The 20,786-nt window shown below is 61.0% G+C and carries 21 protein-coding genes; 10 read left to right on the top strand and 11 right to left on the bottom strand.

What is annotated here, in order from left to right:
* Window positions 1-39: 39 nt before the first annotated feature.
* From ABGT83_RS09255 to ABGT83_RS09235, 5 genes are all read right to left on the bottom strand, one after another.
* A complete protein-coding gene (locus ABGT83_RS09255) occupies window positions 40-363 on the bottom strand; it encodes a hypothetical protein (RefSeq protein WP_346687189.1) in 324 nt (107 codons plus the stop codon).
* Between the two features lie 150 nt (window positions 364-513).
* A complete protein-coding gene (gene istB / locus ABGT83_RS09250) occupies window positions 514-1,257 on the bottom strand; it encodes an IS21-like element helper ATPase IstB (protein ID WP_346687187.1) in 744 nt (247 codons plus the stop codon).
* On the bottom strand, window positions 1,247-2,716 hold the full coding sequence (gene istA, locus ABGT83_RS09245; protein ID WP_346687185.1) for an IS21 family transposase: 1,470 nt from the start codon (window positions 2,714-2,716) through the stop codon (window positions 1,247-1,249). The genes istB and istA overlap by 11 nt, the downstream gene beginning before the upstream one ends.
* Before the next feature lie 161 nt (window positions 2,717-2,877).
* Window positions 2,878-3,123, bottom strand: coding sequence for a hypothetical protein (locus tag ABGT83_RS09240; protein WP_346687183.1), 246 nt, complete (start codon window positions 3,121-3,123; stop codon window positions 2,878-2,880).
* A gap of 83 nt (window positions 3,124-3,206) precedes the next feature.
* Complete coding sequence (locus tag ABGT83_RS09235) at window positions 3,207-3,626, bottom strand: hypothetical protein (RefSeq protein WP_346687181.1); 420 nt, start codon at window positions 3,624-3,626, stop codon at window positions 3,207-3,209.
* A 165-nt stretch (window positions 3,627-3,791) separates the two neighbouring features.
* On the opposite strand from ABGT83_RS09235, the gene ABGT83_RS09230 reads away from it, so the two are divergent.
* Window positions 3,792-4,913 (top strand): WYL domain-containing protein, encoded by a 1,122-nt coding sequence (locus tag ABGT83_RS09230; RefSeq protein WP_346687179.1) that lies wholly within the window; start codon window positions 3,792-3,794, stop codon window positions 4,911-4,913.
* Between the two features lie 81 nt (window positions 4,914-4,994).
* On the opposite strand, the gene ABGT83_RS09225 is transcribed toward ABGT83_RS09230, so the two are convergent.
* From ABGT83_RS09225 to ABGT83_RS09205, 5 genes are all read right to left on the bottom strand, one after another.
* Entirely contained in the window at window positions 4,995-6,656 is a 1,662-nt protein-coding gene (locus ABGT83_RS09225) for a hypothetical protein (protein WP_346687177.1), read from the bottom strand.
* Between the two features lie 99 nt (window positions 6,657-6,755).
* Window positions 6,756-7,028, bottom strand: coding sequence for a helix-turn-helix domain-containing protein (locus ABGT83_RS09220; protein WP_346687175.1), 273 nt, complete (start codon window positions 7,026-7,028; stop codon window positions 6,756-6,758).
* The gene (locus ABGT83_RS09215) at window positions 7,021-7,365 is read right to left on the bottom strand and encodes a type II toxin-antitoxin system RelE/ParE family toxin (RefSeq protein ID WP_346687174.1); all 345 of its coding nucleotides are present in this window, start codon (window positions 7,363-7,365) and stop codon (window positions 7,021-7,023) included. The genes ABGT83_RS09220 and ABGT83_RS09215 overlap by 8 nt, the downstream gene beginning before the upstream one ends.
* A gap of 54 nt (window positions 7,366-7,419) precedes the next feature.
* Window positions 7,420-8,676 (bottom strand): tyrosine-type recombinase/integrase, encoded by a 1,257-nt coding sequence (locus ABGT83_RS09210; RefSeq protein WP_346687172.1) that lies wholly within the window; start codon window positions 8,674-8,676, stop codon window positions 7,420-7,422.
* A 407-nt stretch (window positions 8,677-9,083) separates the two neighbouring features.
* Window positions 9,084-9,434, bottom strand: coding sequence for a helix-turn-helix domain-containing protein (locus ABGT83_RS09205; protein WP_290996626.1), 351 nt, complete (start codon window positions 9,432-9,434; stop codon window positions 9,084-9,086).
* Window positions 9,435-9,594: 160 nt separating this feature from the next.
* Here ABGT83_RS09205 and ABGT83_RS09200 point away from each other — a divergent pair, with 160 nt between their 5' ends.
* The 6 genes from ABGT83_RS09200 to ABGT83_RS09175 all read left to right on the top strand — a co-directional run bounded on the left by ABGT83_RS09200 (window position 9,595) and on the right by ABGT83_RS09175 (window position 14,619).
* Window positions 9,595-10,386 carry a hypothetical protein gene (locus ABGT83_RS09200; protein WP_278852481.1) on the top strand — a complete coding sequence of 264 codons (792 nt, stop codon included), beginning with the start codon at window positions 9,595-9,597 and terminating at the stop codon, window positions 10,384-10,386.
* Window positions 10,387-10,550: 164 nt separating this feature from the next.
* Complete coding sequence (locus ABGT83_RS09195; RefSeq protein WP_346687169.1) at window positions 10,551-11,396, top strand: hypothetical protein; 846 nt, start codon at window positions 10,551-10,553, stop codon at window positions 11,394-11,396.
* Window positions 11,397-12,113: a hypothetical protein gene (locus ABGT83_RS09190; protein WP_346687167.1), complete on the top strand. Its 717-nt coding sequence runs from the start codon at window positions 11,397-11,399 to the stop codon at window positions 12,111-12,113.
* 165 nt (window positions 12,114-12,278) lie between these two features.
* Window positions 12,279-12,617, top strand: coding sequence for a cAMP-binding protein (locus ABGT83_RS09185; protein WP_278852475.1), 339 nt, complete (start codon window positions 12,279-12,281; stop codon window positions 12,615-12,617).
* On the top strand, window positions 12,614-12,892 hold the full coding sequence (locus ABGT83_RS09180; protein WP_278852473.1) for a hypothetical protein: 279 nt from the start codon (window positions 12,614-12,616) through the stop codon (window positions 12,890-12,892). The genes ABGT83_RS09185 and ABGT83_RS09180 overlap by 4 nt, the downstream gene beginning before the upstream one ends.
* A 650-nt stretch (window positions 12,893-13,542) precedes the next feature.
* Window positions 13,543-14,619, top strand: a complete 1,077-nt coding sequence (locus ABGT83_RS09175; RefSeq protein ID WP_346687164.1) for an SAP domain-containing protein — start codon at window positions 13,543-13,545, stop codon at window positions 14,617-14,619.
* Between the two features lie 66 nt (window positions 14,620-14,685).
* Here ABGT83_RS09175 and ABGT83_RS09170 read toward each other — a convergent pair whose 3' ends face one another.
* A complete protein-coding gene (locus ABGT83_RS09170) occupies window positions 14,686-16,392 on the bottom strand; it encodes a DNA primase family protein (RefSeq protein WP_346687162.1) in 1,707 nt (568 codons plus the stop codon).
* Window positions 16,393-17,321: 929 nt separating this feature from the next.
* Between ABGT83_RS09170 and ABGT83_RS09165 the strand changes: the two genes are divergently transcribed.
* From ABGT83_RS09165 to ABGT83_RS09155, 3 genes are all read left to right on the top strand, one after another.
* The gene (locus ABGT83_RS09165; RefSeq protein ID WP_083551354.1) at window positions 17,322-17,588 is read left to right on the top strand and encodes a helix-turn-helix transcriptional regulator; all 267 of its coding nucleotides are present in this window, start codon (window positions 17,322-17,324) and stop codon (window positions 17,586-17,588) included.
* A 31-nt stretch (window positions 17,589-17,619) separates the two neighbouring features.
* Window positions 17,620-18,852 carry a tyrosine-type recombinase/integrase gene (locus ABGT83_RS09160; protein WP_346687159.1) on the top strand — a complete coding sequence of 411 codons (1,233 nt, stop codon included), beginning with the start codon at window positions 17,620-17,622 and terminating at the stop codon, window positions 18,850-18,852.
* Between the two features lie 705 nt (window positions 18,853-19,557).
* Window positions 19,558-20,415, top strand: coding sequence for a LytTR family DNA-binding domain-containing protein (locus ABGT83_RS09155; protein WP_103265884.1), 858 nt, complete (start codon window positions 19,558-19,560; stop codon window positions 20,413-20,415).
* Window positions 20,416-20,786 lie beyond the last annotated feature (371 nt).

Below are 20,786 nucleotides of genomic sequence, written 5' to 3'. Positions count from 1 at the left end.
GCGGTTCCTTTTTGGCGGGGTGTTCGGATGGGCGTCTCCCTATCCGAGGAGGCGGGCGATCATGGCGATCTCCCGGGCCGAGTGGAGGGCGCAGACGGCCGTCAGGCAGCACATCGCGGCGACCATGGCCCTTGCGAACCATCTGTCCGCCTTGTCGCCTTCGCGCCGCCTGCTCTCTCTGGCGACTCGATGGGCCGTGACGGGATTGGCCGAGTAGACGTCGGCGTATTCGTCGAACCGATCCGCCTCCCTGCCGATGAGGGAGATCGCCGACTCCAGGTTCCCGACCAGCGCCTCGGCGTCTACGCCCGCCTCGAAGCGGTGCGTCCTGTCGAACTTGTCGAGCTCCTCGGGGTTGTCCATGAGGGGGAACCGCTCCCCGTTGGCCCCGTTGGCGAGCGAGGTCTTCTCGCAGACGAAGCTCCGCTGTGTTTAGTCAAGTGGTTTTGAGCAGAATGTGCATCGGAAATTGAGCAGCGTACGCAAGTGATTCGAGCAGAAGCTTTTGAGCACCTACCCGTCCTGCATGAGCGCGTGCCTCACGCGGTACGACTCGCCGCGGAATTGGACGAGCCGGCCGTGGTGCACGACGCGGTCGATGACGGCGGCGGCCATCTGGTCGTCCCCGAAGACCCCTCCCCAGCGGGAGAACTCGAGGTTGGTCGTGATGACGACGCTCTGCCTCTCGTAGGCGTCGGCGAACACCTGGAAGACGAGGCGCGCGCCGTCGGCGTCGAGCGGCAGGAACCCCAGCTCGTCGATCACGAGCAGGCGGGCGCGCGCGATCTGCGACATCTCGCGGTCGAGCCTGCCCTCCTCGCGGGCGCGGCGCAGCCGCATCACGAGCGAGGACGCCGTGAAGAACCTGGCCTCGAGCCGGCTGTCGCACGCGAGCTGGCAGAGCGCGCTCGCCATGTGCGTCTTGCCCGTGCCCACGTCGCCCATCAGCACCAGGTCCTCGCGGCGGTCGAGGAAGGCCAGCGACAGCAGGTCCTCCTTGCCGAGCCCCTCCGGCCACGACACCGACGACCAGTCGTAGCCGTCGAAGGTCTTCGGCGCCGGCAGCCCGCAGCGCCTGAGCAGCGACGCGCGCTTGGAGGCGTCCCTGCTCGCCGCCTCGGCCTCGAGGTACGAGGCGAGGTACTCGACCTGCTTCGGGCTGCCCGCCGTCGCCCATTCGCCGAGCACAGAGGTCGTGAGCGAGCATCTCCTGCCCGCCTCCATGACCCTGCGCGCGATCTCGCTGCTAGCAGGCACGGGCCCCGCCTTCCCTCAGGAAGCCGTCGTAGACCGCGAGGTCGGCGCCGCCCTTCGCGGCCGGGCGGCCGGCCGCGATCCTGCGCGCCAGCACGTCCACCGTCGCGTCGTCCGGAACGCGCCCGCCCTCGATCACCCTTTGCGCGGCGGCGCAGGCGGCCTCGAAGCCGGACGGGGCGGCGGCCCGGCTGATCGACCTGAGGACGCGGCGGCGGCCCGCGGCGTCGAGGGAGTCTATGGCCCGGACGAGCGCCTCGGGCATGTCGCGCCTTATCACGGATTCGCCGAACGCGCGCGGCCGCGCTATCAGCGCCGGCACGAGCGAGAGCGGGTTGCGCACGGCGGGGCCGTCGCCGAACGCCCTGGGGAGCACGGCGACCCTGCGGCCGCGGTCCGCCAGGATCTCGACCGTGTCCGCCCGGACGCCGACGAGCAGCTCGCGGGAGTGCCATGCCGGGCCCGCCATGTAGCCGCGCCCGTCGACCGTCACCATGCCGCGCTTGTCCGAGCGGCACCTCGTCCAACGCACGGCGTCGAAGGGGGCCGAGGGCAGGGCGAGCATCGCGGCGAGGTCCTCGGCGAGCGCCTCCGGCACGGGCCGGCCGTCACGCGCCCGCGAGGCGGCGTTCAGGCGGTCGCACCCGTCGCGCAGCAGCGCGTTCAGCTCGTCGAGGGAGCCGACGCGGGGCACCGGCACGAGGAGGTTCCTCCTCAGGAACCCCACGGCGTTCTCCACGGAGCCCTTCTCGTTGCCGGAGTTGGGATTGCAATAGCGGCTTCCCATGCGGTAGTGGGCGCGGAACAGCGAGAAGAGGTGCGACTCGGTGACCTCCCCGCGGACGCGCCGGCCGGCCTCGGTGGCGTTGTCGAGCACGAGCTCGCGCGGCGAGCGCCCGATCCACCCGAAGATGTCGGCCAGGCCCGCGCACATGCATTCGGAGCGCTGCGACATGCCGGCGACGGCGTAGCGCGCGTTCGAGTGGGGCAGGGTGAGCGCCAGCAGCTTCAAGCGCAGCCTCTCCCCGGAGACCACCGCTTCGAAGTTGCCGTAGTCGGCCTGGGCGGTGCCCGGCGCCCACTCGAGCTCGAGGAAGCCGCCCCTCACTCCGGTCGCGCGCTCGAGCCTCCATCTGCGCACGTGGCGTTGCACGGACGAGTAGGATCCTCCGTAGCCCCTCTCCTTCACGAGGCGGTCGTAGATCCTCTTCGCGGTGTGGCGTTGCTTGCGCGGTGCACCGAGGTCGGCCTCGAGCAGATCGTCGATCCAGCCGATGTGCGGGTCTATCGCGGGGTGCGGCCTGTCGGCGGGCACGGGCGGCTCCGGCGACATGTCGGCCATGTCGGCGTAGCGGGCGACGGTGTTGCGGCTGAGGCGGAGCCTGCGCGCGATCTCCGCCCTCGGCACCCCTCCCGCGTCCATCGAGCGTATATCATTCCTTACATCCAGGGGCACGGTCATCTCCTCCATCCCTTCCGGGCGGTCTCGCCAAAGCACACGCCCGGAACAACCATACGGCGAAGGCCGCGCCCCTGGTCCCAGGGGGCGCGGCCCTCATGCTGAAACTGCTCATTTTTTGGTGCACGCGTCGCTCAGGAACCGGCGCTCACTCGGACCAATCCTTATTGCACATCAACACTCCGCAGCGAGCCGCGCGCCCTCGCCATCTTCTCGGTGCCGGAGAGGCCGTACTTCTCGGCGACCCCCTCGATCGTCTGCAGGAGGTCGTACGCGCCGGCGCTCTGCGCGAAGCTCGGTTCGAACACGAGTTTCAGGATGCGCTCCTCGAGCCTGTCGTAGGCCTCCATCGCCTCGCGGTAGGCGACTCTCGTTCCCGGCTTGGGGAAGTGGACTGTCGGTTTGCCCATGTGGGCCTCCTTTCGTGGGGTGGACGGGGTGCGCGGCGTTTCCGCGCATAAGAGGGCTTGCGTTTTTCGCGAATCGGAAGGATCTATGCCGCCTTGAGTTCCTTGAATCCCTTGAGGACCTTCGGGATGAACTCGATTGCCCGCTTCGAGACCTTCTTCGCGGCAAGAGGGTCGACGATGGAGACGATTGTTACCGTAGCGACCACTCCCAGCGTGGCGAGAACGCCGAGGGTCTCCTGGTCCCGCTCGTGGCGTTTCTCATCGATAGCCTCCTGCTTCCCGCACTCTTCTTCGAGCCAGCCTCTGATCTCCCGCTTCTGCTCGAAGGTATAGCTGTCGCTTTCGAGCATCGAGCGATAGGTGACCGCGTTGTTCTCGCAGGTCTTGATGCGCTCGAGCGAAACCGCCCCGTTGCTCTCCACGCCGGACTTGAACGCCCCCACCGTTCCGGCAAGCGTGGTGCCAAGGTTTTCCGCCATGTTCGTGTTGATGATCTCTGCCATGATTGACCTCCCCAGATCAGGTTTTACCGTCTGAGAAAATTTTAGGCTTGGGGGGAGTATAGGAACAATATGAGATAATTGTTGTACGATGAAGTTACGGTATTAGATATATATCATTAAAAATAACTATATTTCGTTACATATACATGAATAGGAAATCTGAGTATGGATAAGACAGGGCAGCGACTTCGCTTGAATCTCAGCAGCCACGCACGTTCGACAATCGAGGCGGATATGTCGTCCTTCGGAGCCAAGGAGTCGATGGGAGGGTTTGTCAGTCGGATATTCGAATCGTTCGCGTCCGAATCGAGGGCGTCGATAGAGGCCGCCTCGAGGAGCTACGGGGAGAGTTTGGAGAGGGAGGTCCAGCTTTCGAGATACAGGAAAGCATATCCGCTCGACAAGACGCTCGAGTTCTTCGAATCGAAGAAGGTCGACCTGACTGACGATGAGGCAGGGGTGATACGCTCTCTCGTTTCTAGCTATTCTTCCAAGCTCCATGATTGGCTAAACAGTCTGGAGAAAGGAGAATCGAGCCTCGTTCGGATACGCGACTCGGTATACGCGCAGCTATACCCGACGGACGGCGAACGCTGGGAGGAGGAGGAGCACTATGGGGGGTCGAGAAGCGCGTATCTCAAGGCGCTGATGGAAGATTACGCCTCGAAGACTTGCTACGAAAGGGAGGGGATCGTCTTTGGGGACCTGCTCGAAGAGCTGGCTGTGGTCATCGACGAGCCGATCAAGGACCGTCATCTGGTGACCCTCGTTCGCAACGGGAGAAAGTTTGATGTCAAGCCCTATGCGGTCATGCCAGATGCTGGCTGGAACTACCATTACCTCGTGGGAGTCGGCAGGATATCGGGCAGCAAGTCATCCTATAAACCGATGAGCTTCCGGATAAGCAGGATTGAAAACATCCGCATTCGTACGGCATCGTACTACGCTTCGGGAAAGGTGACCAAAGCGGAACTCGGGGAGCTGAAAGCTGCGCTCCGCAAGAGAGGCACGCAGTATTTGGTCGGAGACGAGGAGGCATCTGTCATAAGGCTAAGTCGGAAGGGCGCAAAGAGGTTCGATCAGATTCTCCATGGTCGGCCTCAGCCAGTAAGGCGCTTGGATGATGAGTCGGGGTCGACGCTAGAGTTCGACTGCACGGAGATGCAGATTAGGAATTATTTTTTTGAGTTTGGAGCGGATGCGCTGATCGTGAAGCCGGCGGGATTAAGGGTTGAATTCAAAGAGGCGTATCAAACGGCTCTAGATAGTTACGGAGCTGTTGAATGACGAGTCTGGATAAGTGATTCGGGCACATGTGAGGGAGAATTGCATTTGAAAGTGCCCGAGCAACGAATCCTCTCGGGTACCCTATAGAGAGACACATCGATTGCCGTACGATTCATAGAGTTGGTACGCGTCGATAAGCGATGGGATATCGCTATTAGCGCAGTCGGATTGAATGTAGCGTTTGATCATTTTATCGACAAGGGCAAGCTGCTCATCGAAGGAAAGCCCCTCTGGCAGTTTGCAGTAATGCTGCGCAACCAGGACAGCTTCACCTATGGAGTAGCCCAACGCTATAATCCAAAAGCCCCTCTCGCTCTGCCTGCCATCTGCAAAGAAATGGGCTTTTTTGATTGGTCCGCACCCATTGTCGTCTAACTGCTGGTTCAAACTCGAGCGCATCGCCTCATAATAGTGGAACTCGAGATTGTCCACGGGCTTCCAAGAATTCAAAGTATCCAGCTGCATTTCATCGAGGCATATACTTCCTAAAAGAATATAGGCTATGTCGAAGACACAGTCGCGTATCGCCGCTACCGCGCCAAGGTCTTTGAAGTTGCTTTTATGGAACTTGCCATTTCTCGTATTGTCAAGAAAATCATCTAAGCAATTCCAGAGAAGCTCACGTACTTTATTGCGCTTCAATCGAGGGTCGTAAATTTGCTCATTGAAATACGAGTATTTCCAGCTAGCAAAAAGGTGCTGTAAAGCTCCTAGGCTTGCATCTCTCTTTTTCTTTTCGATAAAGGCAGAAGTAAGCGGCTCGCGCTTTGAGCCGGCCCCAAATGCGGCTTCCAGGCCTTTGTCTGCCCATAGGGTCAGCAAGCCAAACATTAGCTGTTCTACTGACTTGATGTACCCCGCCACGGTGCCAGTTTGCTCGATGTTTTCGGAAAGGAAGTTGAGCCTAAATCTCCATTCGGAGGCAAGGAGACTTTCGGCGAAGTCCTTGCCTCCGAATAAAACCTCGCATCTCTCGTTGGCAACGAGATTGCTTTTGATGATCTCCAGATCGTCCGGGTCGAAGCCTTTCTCTACGAGTCTGTTTTCGGTCTTCTTCATGATTTCGCTTTTGTAGGAACTTCGCATATCGCTCTGGAAGCGAAGGAGCTCCAATTTGCTTGGTAGAGGAGCTGTCGTGATGCGCTGAACGCTTCTTCCCTTCATCCTCAGCATTGCCGCTACGTCCTTCAGCTTGCTAGTTTCATCGTTGCCGAACATTTGAGAAAACCAGTCGAGCGCGGAAATATACTCTACGCCTTTGTGCGAGAACGCCTCATTGCAGCTTGCGATGTGGTCGTTTAGTTCTGACTCGTCGTCATTTGCGAGCCATACCAACTGAAAAGCATCTAGACCGTTCTCTTGCACCATTCGGAGCGCGGAGAATACGACGTTATCTTTTCTGTCGTCTAGGGGACTGTACTTGAGGTTGGGCCAGAGGACAACGCAGCCTAATCTTCGGGAGGCTTTTCGGAACAGAAACCCAGTTTTTGGCCACATCGAGGAAGGCAGGTCCGAGGTCTCATATGAATAGCACTCTGCTATGCTCCTCATGAGCTCTGAAAATAGGGTGGGAATCGAGTCTCTCCAGTTGCTCAAGAGACGGGACATTTCATAATATCCAGGATCGCCGATGTCGAAAAGGAGACAGTCAGAAAACATATCGGCCGTATAAATATTCTTTGAGCTTTCCAGGCCGACGATGGCCTTTCGAGTGAATTTGTCATAGAGCGCATCGGTATTCATTGTCCACCTACCTGCAGGAATTATCGGTCTATCGTCTTTTAATCTGCAACCAATCCTAGCTTAGGCACGCGACATCCACTCTGATTTGGCTGAAAGAAATCAAACGAAGTTGATCTCGAGTTTCTTTCCAAGCCCTCGGGCTATTTTCTCAAGTGTCGCCACGGAGGGGTTGCCGTTGCCGTTTTCGAGGCGGCAAAGGTTGGAGGGCCTCATCCCGCATCGTTCGGCGAGCTCCTGCTGGGTGAGCCCCTGCTCCGTCCTCGCCTCAACAATCCGGCACATCACGTCGCGTTCCGCGGATTGCTCCTCCCATTCCCATGCGAACCCTTCGTCCTGAAGGGACCTTTCCAGGTGCTTCCTGAAATCACTCATTTCTCGACCACCAGTCCTCGCGCATCCTCTTTGCCCGCTCGATCTCCCTCGCGGGGGTCTTCTGCGTCTTCTTGACGAAGCCGTGGGTGAGCACTATCTCCCCTCCGGCGACGAAGAAGTAGAGGACCCTCGTTATGTCGCTTCCCTGTACGGTCCTCAGCTCGAATATCCCGTCGTCGAGATGCCTGGAGAACGGCATCCCCAGGGCGGGCCCGTGCTCCTCCAGGAGCTCGAGCCTTCCGAAGACCTTCGCCTTCATCTTCGCGGGCAGGTCATCGATGAACTCCTCGACGGGGCGCCTGCCCCTGCCGTCCTCGTAGTAGTTGACCTCGTACATCAAGGCTCCTTCTAATCTTATCAAATATGATAATTTCAGGCAATCGAACCGGGCTCACTCGCCCCCCAGCAGCTCGCCGATCTCGTCGGCCGCCTCGCGGTCGTTCTGCTCGATGGCGTGCGCGTAGATGTCCATGGTGAGCGCCGCGGTGCTGTGGCCGAGCCTGTTCTGCACGGTCTTGATGTCGGCCCCGTTGCTGATGAGCAAGGTCGCCTGGGTGTGACGGAGCTCGTGGAACTTCAGCCCCTCGTATCCCGTCCTCTTGATGCGGGGGATTCCGCGCGAGTCCACGTACCTGATCGCGCGCCCCTGCTCGCCGAAGCCGTTCTCCACGCAGAACTCGCGGAACCACCTCCCGAAGATGTTCGGGTCGTAGTAGCCCCCGTAGACGTTGCTGACGACCGGGCTCTTCTCGGTCTGCGGGATCGCTATCGCGTCGGTGTCCTCGCCCTCGAGCCTCCTCTTCCTGGCCTCGAGCTCCGACCTCTGCACCTGCTTCCATTCCTCGAGGTACGCGACGATCTCGCTGTCGAGGGAGATCCAGCGCTTGCTCTTCTTGCTCTTCGGGTCCCTCGGGACCTTGTCGCAGGCGTACTGCTGGGCGACGTAGAGCTTGCGCTTGTCGAAGTGGACGTGCTCCCAGGTGAGGCCGAGCACCTCTCCGCGCCTCATGCCCGTGTGCAGGGCGAGCAGCACCGCGCAATGCTGGGCGCTCACGGGCATCCCGAGGATGGTGGAGTTGAGCCTCTGCGCCTCGCCCACCGTGAGGCTGTGCCGCTCCTTGGGCTTCGGCCTGGGGATGGATATGGGGGAGCAGGGGTTCTTGGCTACGAGCCCGTCGTCGACCGCCTGGTTCATGATCTGGGAGAGCTTCTGGTGGACGCGGTGCAGCCTGCTCTCGGTCGCGCCCTCCTTGCGCATCCTGGAGTAGGCGTTCCTCAAGGTGAAGGTGTCGAGCTCCTGCAGGCGGTACGCGCCGAAGGCCTCGGCTATCCGCTTGATCTCGTAGGCCTCCCGGTTCCAGGCGAGCGGGCTCCTGAACTCGTGCTCGCGCTCCTCGTGGAAGCGCGCCGCGTATTCCCCGACGGTGATGTCGCTCGGCCTCACCGCCGAGGCGTCCATGATCTCGGCGCGGTACTCCATCAGCGCCTTGGTCGCCTCCGACTTGGTGCCGTGCACGGTGCGGCTGGGAGACTTCCTGTACTTGCCCGTCACGGGGTCCTTGCCGAGCGCGACCCTGATGCGCCACGTGTTCTTCCTGCCCGTCTTCTCCACCGACCCTATGCCGGACAATGAGCTTCTTCCCGACATCGTATACTCCTTTCCTTCGGTTCGCATGGGAAAGAAGGCACCGCCGAAGACCGGCCGCGTCAAGCGGCGTTTACTGACTCCTTTGCCCGTCTTCGGTCACAGTACACAAACGTACTGTTATGGGCAAATTTGGGCTAATTTTGGGCTAAAATGCTGAAACATCTTGAAACGCCATGGCTATCAGGATTTTTTGACGGGCTTCTGACCTGCGAAAATAGGAAATCGTGAAACAATCTGTCCACTGGATAAGTTTTCTCATAACCCGGAGGTCGTAGGTTCAAATCCTGCCCCCGCGACCATGAATTTGCCCTCCTAGCTGGGAAATCAGCTAGGAGGTTTTCTTTTATCAAGCGCTCGAAACAGACAGGGTAATAGGTATGGTAATGAGTATCGTTTGAGGACGTAGCCTATCCCCTGCGCTTGGCAAGCGAATCCCTCAGTGCTCGGAGCACCTCAATCGCCACGGGCAGCTCATCCACCTCGAACGAGACTAGAATCTCTTGCACCTCCGCCGAGAGCGCGGCCTTGTCGGGTTTCGGCCCATCGGTCAGGAGCGCATCCGTTCCCACCGAGAGTTCTTCGGCAATCCTCGCGAGCACGGGCAGGCTCAGCTTGGTGTTTCCGGTTTCGATGTGGCTCATGTGCGTGACGGAGATGCCGACCCTTCCCGCCAGCGCCTCCTGCGACAACCCGCACGCTTTGCGGTACCGCCTGATACGTTGGCCTATCTCGAAGTACTTCATGCAATCACCGCCCATCGGAATCAAGTCACCTTGAATCCTATGAGCGATTTTTCTTGTCTATAATAGCTTCGATAGGCTGTTTTATGCCTATATAGTTAAAGTTCGGCGCATGCGCATCGAGGATGCGCCGGGTGGCCGCCGGGCAGGGCCGTATATGAGAAGAAAGGTTAGACGAATGAACGAGCAGACAGCCGACTTGCTGCCACGCGTCGCAACTGCGCACGAGTTGATGCACCGCGTGGTCGACCTCCAGAACCGCATCAACCAGCTCACCACGCAGTTCGCTGCCAAGACGGAGAAGAAGTCGAAGCGCCACCCCGTGCTCTACGCAATCGCGGGCTTCCTCATCGCGTTCGCGCTCATCACGAGCACCCCGCTGAAGGCGGTCACCTACCCGTTCACCATTCCATTCTTCACGACGGGCGGCATGGAGCTTCAGGTGACCGTGTGGAACGTCATCAACCTTGCCGTCTCCGCCGTCATCGGCGCGGTCCTCTACAAGGTCATCGCGAAGTCCGCCGACAAGAGCCGCGCCCAGAAGAACGCCGCCATCGACCGAAACAACGCCCAGGTCGAGGCGAACAACCAAGCCCTCGCGCAAAGCATCGAGCAGACGAAGCGGGAAATCTTCACCACGCAGCAGCGCTGGGCCGCGGAGGTCGCGCCATGGTACCCGATGGACTACGACAGCATCGACGCCGTGGACTTCTTCCTTACGGCCGTACGCAACCACCGCGCGAGCACCGTGCAGGAGATGGTCAATCTCTACGAGACCGAGCGTCACCAGCGGCGCATGGAACAGGGTCAGCAGCAGATTCTCCAGCAGCAGCGCATAGGCAACATGCTCCAGCTCGGCAACCTCTTCATGCAGGGTCAAATTCTCAATCAGGCGCAGCAGATTAACGCTAACACCGCCAGCGCGAGCAGCAGTCTCGACTGGATAAGCAACGCCATGGGAAGGCGATAAGAGACGTACACAGAGGGGCCGTTTCAGATCCGTGGCGAAACCGCCACGGACTCAGCGGCCACCCGAACGGGCGTGGAGACGCCTCCACGATCGTTCGACAAGCATGCGCAGGCGCATTCCGTCGGAAAAGGGAAGCGGAGTCGATATATAGAGAGGAACGAGTCATGAAACAATACACGAGGAGAGGCGTTCTGAAGCTGTTCGGCATCGGGGCGGTTGCTGTGGCGGGCCTCGGGCTTGCGGGATGCAACGGCGCAGAGGGCGGCGCGGGAGCCTCCGAGGCCCCAAGCGAGTCCATGGGAGCATCGCAGGCGTTTGCTCAGCAAGGCGTCTGGATGCAGTGCCGCTCGGATGACTTCCCACAGAAGGACACGACCGTCTCGGCCGTCCTCGTCTTCGACGGAAGCGGCAACGTGACCCGCTACGAAACGGACAGCATAGCGATGAACGGGGGCACGTCCTACGAGGCGCTTACGTTCGGCGACCTCGACGGGCTCTCGAACAATGAGATTGCGGACCTCGCCGCCCAGAAGAACCGCGAACGGTTCGACGCGACGAAGCAGTCCGCCATCGACGAAACGGCCGAATCCCTTGAGTACTACGAGCAGGATGCCGGGTTCTATCAGGATGCCATCGCCAATGCGACCGAAGGGCAGAAGATTAACGAGGCGGCCGAATACGAGGAGCCGGAGGCCGTCCCCTACTCGCTCGCCATCGAGACGGACGGAACCGGGAACAACACGCAGTCCGAGACGCTCAGCTTCGACTCGAGGACTCTGAACGGCGGGTATTTCTATTCCGGGTCGGCCATAGGAAGCGCCCCCGATTCGGTTCTGGACGGCTCGCTCTACGAAGAGAAGGAGGTGTCCATCGAGCTCAAGGTCACGGGCACCCAGACCGTCTACGACACGCTCTTCGGCGGCTACACGGGCCTGTACACCGTCGTTGACGGATGGGACTCAATCTACGAGCTGGACACACCTGATACCGAGGGCATCGAGGTGGACTAGGTGGTCCGAGTTAGCGATTGGGTCAAGACCCACAAGCGGCATGCCGCCGCGCTGGTCGCGGCGTTGCTCGCCGCGATCTGTCTTGCGGTCGCGGGTATGTCGTGCTCGACCACGGCGCTGACTCCGCAGCCCGCGCAGGAGGCGGAGGGAGGCTCGAGCGAACCCGGCAAGACGGAAAGCCCGGAGCCCGACGAGGAACCTGAGGCGGGAGATGTCGAAGCCGAGACCGAGGGCGGGAACCAGGGCGAGAGCACTGCCCCGTCGACCGAGCCCAGCGATTCCGCAGCCGAGCCCCCGGCAACGAGCAAGTCGGAAAGCCCCGCAGAGAGCGGCGGGGGCACAAGCGGCGGTCAAGCATCCGCCCACACGCACACATGGAAGGACCACACCGCCACGCGGCAGGTGTGGGTATCCAACATGGTGACGGTGCCCGACTTCGAGACGCGAACCGTATACGGAGCGCAGCTCTACACGCAGCACTCGGACGGTCAGTGGTACAGCGATGGTGCCGTCTACTGGTTCGAGAACGGTTTCACGAGCAGCGACCTCGCGGCAATCATCAAGGAGAAGATGAAGACCGAGGGCTATATAGGAAACTACGTGAACCGGACCAAAACGGAGCAGGTGCAGGTCGGTTCGCATCAGGAGGACCAAGGCTGGTACGAGACGGAATCCTACGTCGATTACCAGTACTGCGACTGCGGTGCTCGGAAATAGCCGAGCGGACATGCCCCCACTCGAGGCCGCGCCCGATTACGGGTGCGGCCTTTTCTTTTCGAGCCTCATCCCGTCGCGCCTGACCCCGATTTCGCAGCGGATCACGTCTCGCGCCGTGAGTATGCCTGCGGCATCGGGGAGGTCACGCGAAGGGAGGTGCTGAGCATGAAAGACGAGGACAAGAGGAAATTCAGCATCGAGGAAGAGGCGGAGTGGCGCATACAGGTTCTCAAGCGCACGGCGCGCATCAGCGCGGCGAAGGCCAAGCAGCTCGAGCGCGAGAGGAACGCGATGCGCAGGAAGGAGCCCCTCGAGGACAGGGAGGGGCTCGAGGGCACCCTGAGGTGCATCGACAGCGTGATGGAGTGGCGCTTCGTGGACGAGTTCGGGCGCGTGGAGCTCGACGCGGACATGCTCTCCATGCACATCACGGTCAGGGAGCTGCGGTTCATCCGCGCCTGCGTCGTGCGGGCAATCGAGGAGCTGGAGGGAGGCGCACGGTGAGCGACTACGGGATAAAGACGTACGCCGACCTCGCGGAGACCTGCGGCGGCATGGTGCTCGCCAACGAGATGGCCTATCGCCCGATGGAGTTGATGAGCGGAAACTGGGCGCCTTGGGAGGAAATCTTCCAGTGGTACATCGTGCAGGACCCGAGCTTCCTCATGAAACACACCGACGAGCCGGTGTTCTACGACGGCGAGCTCTGCTTGTACGTGTGGGGATTGAAAACCTTCGGCACGAGCTGGTCCGTCCTGCCCGCCCCCGAGATTCACTAGCCATTCGTGCCCCATGGGTGCGGCGAGAAATCGCCGCACCCTATTTTTTTCACTCAGCTGCTCGCTAAAGGGGCCATGCGAAACGTCGTCACCGCAGGGCATTTGCCAGCGAAAAACAGCGCTGACCCTCGGCTCGTAAACGAGGGGATTCGGATGCGCTTTCGCAAGTTGCGCGAACGGCGAAAACCAAACACGGGATTCCCGCTTCTTTTTTCGCAGCCGCTTCGCGGCATTTATCAGGCGAAACTGCCTTAGGCTCCTCCGCTGTACGCTTCGGGGCAAAAAAGGCAAAAGGGCATAAGGGGGACTGACGCAGCTTGCGCTGCGGTCGGCATAGCCGACAGTCCCCGGTTGCGGCGCGCACGCCGCAATCCTGCCGAGCGCCGTACGCTCGGCAGAGGCCCCGGCGGGGCGGCTCGCCGCCCCGCCATAGAGAGAGGCCGTACACGAAAAGAGCGGGCACCCAGAGGCAGCCCGCCCTTTCGGCGCAACGTCCCCGCGCAGATCGCAAAGACCTGTCGCGCATAGCGCGGCCGATCTTTGCGACCTCGCGGCGTGGTGCAAGCCTCCAGCAGAGGTCCTGATGCTCGCAGCTAAGAAAAGCGAGCTACCGGATTGATACAATATGTGAAGCCAACAACAGGGAGGGCATGATGGGTCTGCTTGGAGCCTTATTTGGAGGCGGGAAGAAAAAGAAGCCAACCATCCGCACAAAAGTCGAAATAATTGAGCATCAGCATGTTGCTCCGGACGAGCCCGAGCCGGTAGAAAAGCGGATAAAGTCTCTCAACCCCGGCCCGTCTGGACTTTACCCGCACGAGATTTTGATGCTCCACTATGCACAAGGCTACAAAACCAGCATTCAGGAGTTTCAGGGGTTCTGGAGATACAAATACGGCGTAAGAGACCCCAAGGGCGTATTAACCTCGCTGATGCAGAGGGGCTATCTAAAAACCGGCGGCGCCCCAGAGGCGATGCGGAATGCGAAAATGGACGCTTTGAGGGATTGCTGCCGACAAGCAGGCCTCTCTCCCTCCGGAAAGAAAGACACCTTGATTGAACGGCTAGTAGAATCTGCCGATGCGTCCCTGCTCGAAGCAACGTTTTCTGACAAGTACTTTGCGCTTACGGAGCTCGGAGGGAAAGCTCTCGACGCCGAGGGATACATTCCGTATATCCATCTCAAGCCTATTGACGGCCTCGATATCTGGAATGTCGGCGGAATTGTAAATGCCGGACAAAGCCCCTTCTGGAGAGATGCGATGTGGGGCTATATGAACAAGGAGAGCATCGGATTTGCCTCGGCTGGAAACTACGGCCTTTATGCAAATATGCGGCTGCGGATGAGCGAGTTCGTAGAAGACGAGGGCAGAATCAAGGACGCTCTCAGGCTCGCCGTCGAGGTCGAGTGCATCGACCTAAACGGTGCAGTTAATGGCGGCGCGGGGGCCTATGTGGCGGACAAGATAGCCCCATACAAAGACTCTCTTGTTAAATCAGCACCCGGCATCATCAAACGAATTTTCAAGCTCGCAAAACAGGCCGACTACAACGATGAGCGACTGGATGCGCTGATTCTGGAAATAGCTTCAAGACGGTCAACCCCGGTGCAAGTCTTTACGCCAGAAGAGTGCGTACGGATAGTGCATGCAGAAAAGGAAGGGAACACCGCCTTACTCGGAAGACTTTATTCGAAGGCCCAGAAACGGCTAAAGGGTGAAGCCTAGGCCGCGCAGATCGCAAAGACCTGTCGCGCATAGCGCGGCCGATCTTTGCGACCTCGCGGCACAATCCTAATCGTTCGCGCCCGCAGCGCCACTCGCTGGATGATTCGTAGCACCGTGGGGAGGGTTGCGGAGAAGCCCGAGATAACGCTCTTTGAGGTCGGGCATGGCGATGCGTCCGGGGTCGGAGCCGCGATACGCCATGTTCATCCACTCGCGCACGCTGTACTCGAGGATGAGGGGCTCGGGCCAGTCCATCTTGTTCGCGCTGCGCACGGTGTTGGGCGTGACTTCCCATTCGCCCAGCTCCGCCTCGAGCAGTTTCACGTCCTTGACGAAGGCGTTCTTGGACTCCGGCCTACCGGAAGGGTTGAACCTCTCCATCCAGCGCCGGTACAGGTCGTACAGGAACTGCCACGGCAGCAGGTCCCACGATGCCTCAGGCAACACGTCCTCGAGGAACTGACGGACGGCATCGTTGTACCCCTTGAAGTCGGCGAGAAGCTCGCGACATGCCTTCGGCTCGTCCAGTTCGTAGTAGTCCGTCTCCGCGAGAACGTGGTACAGCACGTATTCGAGCACATCCCGCCTGTTGAGGTAATCGCTCTTGATGTACTTGCGCTCGCGCCCCTCGAACGACTTGTTCATGGGAACGACCAGCAGGCGCCGGTACATGGAATCGGTCTTATCGCGGAGCTTGGGAAGCTCGTTGATGCACTGAATCATGAACCCGTTGAACTTGAGCGACACCGCATCCTTGAACTTCCGGTCGACGAGAAACGGGTCGCCCGTGATGATTGACTTCAGGGCGGCGGCATCGTCGAGGTAGGTGCCCGTGTCGTTCTCGTCGGTGATGATAGCGGAGACGCGGGTCAGCGGCTCGAGCATGAAGTTGTGCCCGAAGTCCTTGAGCTTGATGGAGGCGCACGCCTCCGGCCCGCAAAGGTTGCGGGCGAGCGTGCAGAACGTGCCCTTGCCGTTGTTCCCCCTCGTGGAGTACAGCCAGGCACTCTTGTTCCAGCGGACATTCGGACGGATGACCGCCCCGAGCAGCTGCCAGAGGAGGCGAACCGTCTCGGGGTCATCCGAGAGGGAGTCCATCCAAGACGCCACGTCCCAATCGGTCCCGTCCTCGTCGTTGTGGATAACGGGGCTGCGCGCCCCGTCCACGTAGTCGACGTCTATCTTCGTGGTGAAAACGAAATCCGGGTCGAAGCCCAACAGTAACTTGCTCCCATAGTCGTACACGCCGTTCTTCACGGGGACGAGGTCCGCATCCTGACAGCGCATCACCCTCGGGCACTCCGTCCGCAAGATCGTGACGACCTCATCGATGCCCCGTTTTGTGATCGTCACGTTATAGCGGCGGATGAGGGCCCGGAGGTTGTCGCGCCTTATGTCGTAGCACCCGGCGAGCCGCCCCTCGGTCTGGTACACGCCAATCTCGTAGTTGCCATCCTCCTCCCTGTCCGAGAGACAGATGAGCTTGGCGTGGTGGACGTACTTGATGGCGAGCGCGACCTGAAGCGGTAGCAGCGTCTTGAGCTTGGAGAGGCACTCGCTCGGCGGCTTCTGCTCGGGATAGGCCTCCTTCTTCGGCGCTCCCACCGGGGCGCTCGGGTCGCGCGGGCCGAGGTTCCATTCCTCGATTGCGTTGTTCGTCGCCGCGAGCAGCTCTCGCTCGACGGTGAAGAACGGCGGCGGACAGTCCGCGTCGAGCCCAGAGAGGTAGTCCTCGCTCACGGTGTGGTACAGCTCGTTCGGGGTTAGTTCCATTCTTGCCTCCTTGAATCGAATTGGATTACGGGATTTGTACCGCCCGAAAACAGGTGCGTAAAGGGGTGAATTTGCGTAAAACAGCAGGTCAGGGCCATATCTGTTCATATATGAACAGATATGGCCCTATGTGTTTTCCGTGACGCTCGGGGCCCGAGAGGCCGGGAGGGGCTTTGCCACCCCGCTATCCTTCCGTCTCTTGCCCTCCAAATCGGCCGTACAGGCAGGGCGAGAGACAGACGGTAGGGTCGGTAGGCCTCTTTCCAGATAAGACGAGAGCACAGGAGCTAGGCAATTCCACCGTGTACTTCATCTGTAATGCCTTGGCGGGAAGGGCTACCGAGGCTACCGGGACAGCCCTGAGCCCCAAGTCTCAGGCGAAAAGGGTGCCGCCCGTTCTGTGGGCATGGCGGCAAGCGAGCAGCCACGGCGGCAACCAGACCCCGGCCGGGCCCTCTCGTCATAGAATCCGGGGCGTCATGTAGCTTCCGTGTACTTTTTTGCCCCAAAAGCAGGCTCGGAGAGGGCGGGGTGCCCGGCCTCGCCCTGCCCGTCGGTCTCCCCGGCAAACGCCGATCAATCTTTGCGGATTGAGCGCCGTTTGACCGTCGCCGCCCGTCGGGATACGTTCGTATTAGCCGTTTATGGCCGCGTGCAATGACGCCTCGATGCGTTATCACGGGATGCATGTGAGGCCGCCCATGGCCTCTTAAGAGATTGCCCGGGGAAGAGAGCCGCCCCACGCCGCGTCCGGCGCACCAAACCCGCGCGGGCCACGCAGGGCCATTTGACCGCCACAGGTCGGCTCGCGGAGCCACGAGCTCCGCACGCTGAGGAGCGCGGGCGCGCGTATCGTGCCCGATGGGCGCGCCTCCCAGCTCGGCCGCACGCCGCAATCGTCGGCGTGCCTGACGCTGGGAGGCGTTTTCATGACAAGGGTTGTGTACGTTCAGAATCACGACAAGGGAATCCTTCCCGAGAAGCAAATCGCGGTCACCAACGGAGCGGCCGCACGGATGCTCGGCATCAGCCCCCGCACGCTCTCCAATTGGCGCGTGCAGGGTCGCGGGCCCAAGTACATAAAGGTCGGCTCCCACCGCTCTCCGGTGCTGTACCGCGTATGCGATATCGAGGCTTGGCTCGACTCCCATCTGGTTGAGGGCGACGGCAAGACGAGCGCAGGCGCTCGTCGGTAGGCAACGCGCAGCCAAAGAGAAAGGAGACCCCATGCCGCGCGTTGCACTCGAACCGGGCCAGAACAGCATCGAGCGCGCCGCCATCGTCAAGACCGACGACGGCGGCTACCGGATGCAGTGGAGCGTACGCCTTATGAACGGGCGCATTCTAAACAGGACCACCAAAGGGAAGTGTTCGAAAGGCGAGCTTCGCAGGCGCGCGCACGCCAAGGCCCAAGAGCTCATCGCCACGTCTGGAGGGAGCGTCTCCGCTTGGAGGGGCTCCTCCTCCATGAGCGACTTTATCCGTCAGGAAGTCTTACCGAGCATCGCCGCGACCGACGATTCGGTTCTGCGCCCCCGGACGAAAAGCAGCTACAAGCGTGTCCTCGAGCTTTCCGCAGAAGCGCTCAAGGGATTCCGAATCGCGGATGCCGTGCGCCCGCGTAACCTCGAGGAAGCACTTGCTGGCATTGCGAGCCGGAACGGGACCGCAACCGCGCGCCAGTGCTCCAAGACGATGAGCAAATACGTCTTGGAGCCGCTCGTGCGCGACGAAGTGATTGCGTACAACCCGCTCAAGAGCTTCAAGCCGCGACTGCCGGAACACCGTGCCACAAACAAGGCCCCGGGCGGTCAGGCGCTCAGCCCCAGCGAGCGCGAGCGGGTCATTGTCTACCTGCTCTCCATCGACCCCACCGACGTTGCCCCACCTAAGAGGGGCCGCTATTCCGCCGAGGATAGGAGCAACCTGCGCCGCGCTGTTACGGAGATCACGTTGCTTCAGGCAGCAACTGGTCTCCGCATCAACGAGGCGAGGACGCTCGCACGGTGGAACGTGGGCGAGAAGGACGGCCTGCTCACCATCACCGTCACCGAAGAGACCTCGAAGACGCACAAGGGGCGCACAATCCCCGTGCTGGACGAGCGCGTTGCCGAGCGCGTACGGAAACGTCTCGAGGAGGCTGGGAAGGCACCAGATGCGCTCTTGTTCCCCGCTCCCGCCGCTCCCGGTAAAGAGTGGGACTTGAACAACGCCGAGCACGCCATCAAGAAGCTGTACCACGAGCTTGCCGATGCTTTGGACATTCCCCTCTTGAACGAGGTGTCCACTCACGTGTGGCGAGCCACGCTCAATACCGAGTGGCTGAACAAGGGAGTTCCGGAAATCCAGCGCGCGGCGTACTTCGGACACAGCCCGGAGGTCAACAGGAGCTACTACACCGACCTCACCGACATCTCGTCTCTAGTGGAGATGCTTCGGCGTCCTGAAGGCGCAAAGTGATGAGTATGGTAATGAGTATCAGCGTGATTTACGGTGATTTATATGGCCACAGAGCGCATCCGATTACCGCAAAATACGCACTGTGAGCTGGGAGGATATAAAGGTTGACCTCGTGATACGAGAAGCGCCATTCGCTTGCCCGGAGGTCATAGGTTCAAATCCTGTCCCCGCGACCAATAATCCCAGGCCAGAAGTTCGCTTCTGGCTTTTTTGATGTGGCATGGGTCGCAAGAATGCGGGTTGCATCATTGACCTGCGGGCTATGAGCGAAGTAAGCGCTTATGTATCGCATGTTGCCGCCGTGTGACTGCCAGCGTTCGCTTTGCAGCCGCCGTGTGACTGCCAGCGTTCGCTTTGCAGCCGACGTGCGAAAGCCATGCAGCCGCCGTGTGGCCGGCATACAGCAATCGGGCGATCACCATGCTGCCGGCATGCAGACAACCGGGCGATCGCCGTGCGGCCGCCGTGTGGCCGGCAAGAATTTTCGTCACGAAAAAAACAAAGCGTTCTTGAGCGGGCCGCATCGGGCGGAAACGCCTCCTATCAGCTTTTTCTCGATGGTTGTGAGGTGCTGGTCGAAGCCGTCACCGCTGTGCCTCCCCACGATTTATCTCATGTGCAAAGCCGCGAACCTGTGCTACTATCTCCAACCCATAAGGCGCGAGCGCCCGCGCGACGGGCGGAGAGCGGGGAAGGAGAAGTGTCATGGAAGCGGACCGCGACAATGACGGACGCCCCGACGACCAAAAGGAAACGTGGCCGCCCGATCGCACGATCGCGGCTATGTCTCGCCAAGTGCTGGTCGATCATTACGTGAATCGCGACATCGTGGCAGTCATGCGCCGCATGGCCCCCGACATGACATGGATCGGCCCACTGGCCTGCCAGAGAACCTGCAGCGCCGAGGACATGCGCCGCATGCTGGAGCCCGAGTACGGCACAGCCGCCGAGATGTTCGACGAGTCGTGGGGCGTGCGCGATCTGCCCGGCGCGCGCGTGGCGATCGGCACGTACCGCGCGCGAGTACCGGGAAGCGCCGCCCCGGAGCTCGAGTTTCTCCAGAGCGCGACGTTTGTGTGGGCCATGACGCCCGCCGGCCCCAAGGTGGTGCACCTGCATCTGTCCAACGCCTACGACGTGCCCGCCAGCCTCGACCGTTCCGCCGTCCCCGGCGAGGATGCCGTGGGCTATGTGGTGGATGCCGTGGCCCTGCCCGCCGCTTCCCACAAGCGCCTTGCCTTCGACGTGCCCGGCGCGGGTGCGCGCTACGTCACCGAGGATCGCGTGCTGTGTCTGGATGCGACAGAGGTTGGCAGCGCCGTGGTCTGGGAGGGGGGAGAGTTCCCCGTGCGTGAGCGTCTCGCCGCTATCGAGGACCGCCTGCCCCCGTCGTTTGTGCGCGTCCACCGCAGCTGCATCGTGAACGCGAAGCGCGTCGCGGTTCTGCGTCGCTTCGAGGCCGTCCTAGACGACGGCTCGTCGCGCCCCATCGCGGAGCGGCGCTACCTTGAGGTTGCCGAGGCGGTAGAGCGGGCCGCCGGAAAGCCCTTGCGCGAGGGATAGGCCCGCCCTCCTGCGCGCTCGTGCTCCCGTCGCCCGCGCGCCCGTGCCGCCGCCGCTCGTGCCGCCGCCGCCCGTGCTCCCGTCGCCCGCGCGCCCGTGCCGCCGTCGCTCGTGCTCTCGCCTTGCGGTTTGCGCCCTTCCCTCGCTCGCCCTGCGTCCTACGCGCTCTCGTGTACCATGCTCGGGATCCATCGTCTCCGGCTCGCATCGAATGTTTCACGTGAAACATTCGTTCGCCCAAACGGCGTCTCGGTTCATGCCCTCGAGTTCTCGAAGCTCGCGCCCGAATTCTCGCACTCGCACTCCCGCGTCCTACACCGCCTCCGTTTCGCGTCGGATGTTTCACGTGAAACATCCGTTCGTTTACGTCG

This window comes from Enteroscipio rubneri (assembly GCF_963929405.1).
GTDB lineage: Bacteria > Actinomycetota > Coriobacteriia > Coriobacteriales > Eggerthellaceae > Enteroscipio > Enteroscipio rubneri.
This window is presented reverse-complemented; position numbering and strand designations above follow the sequence as displayed.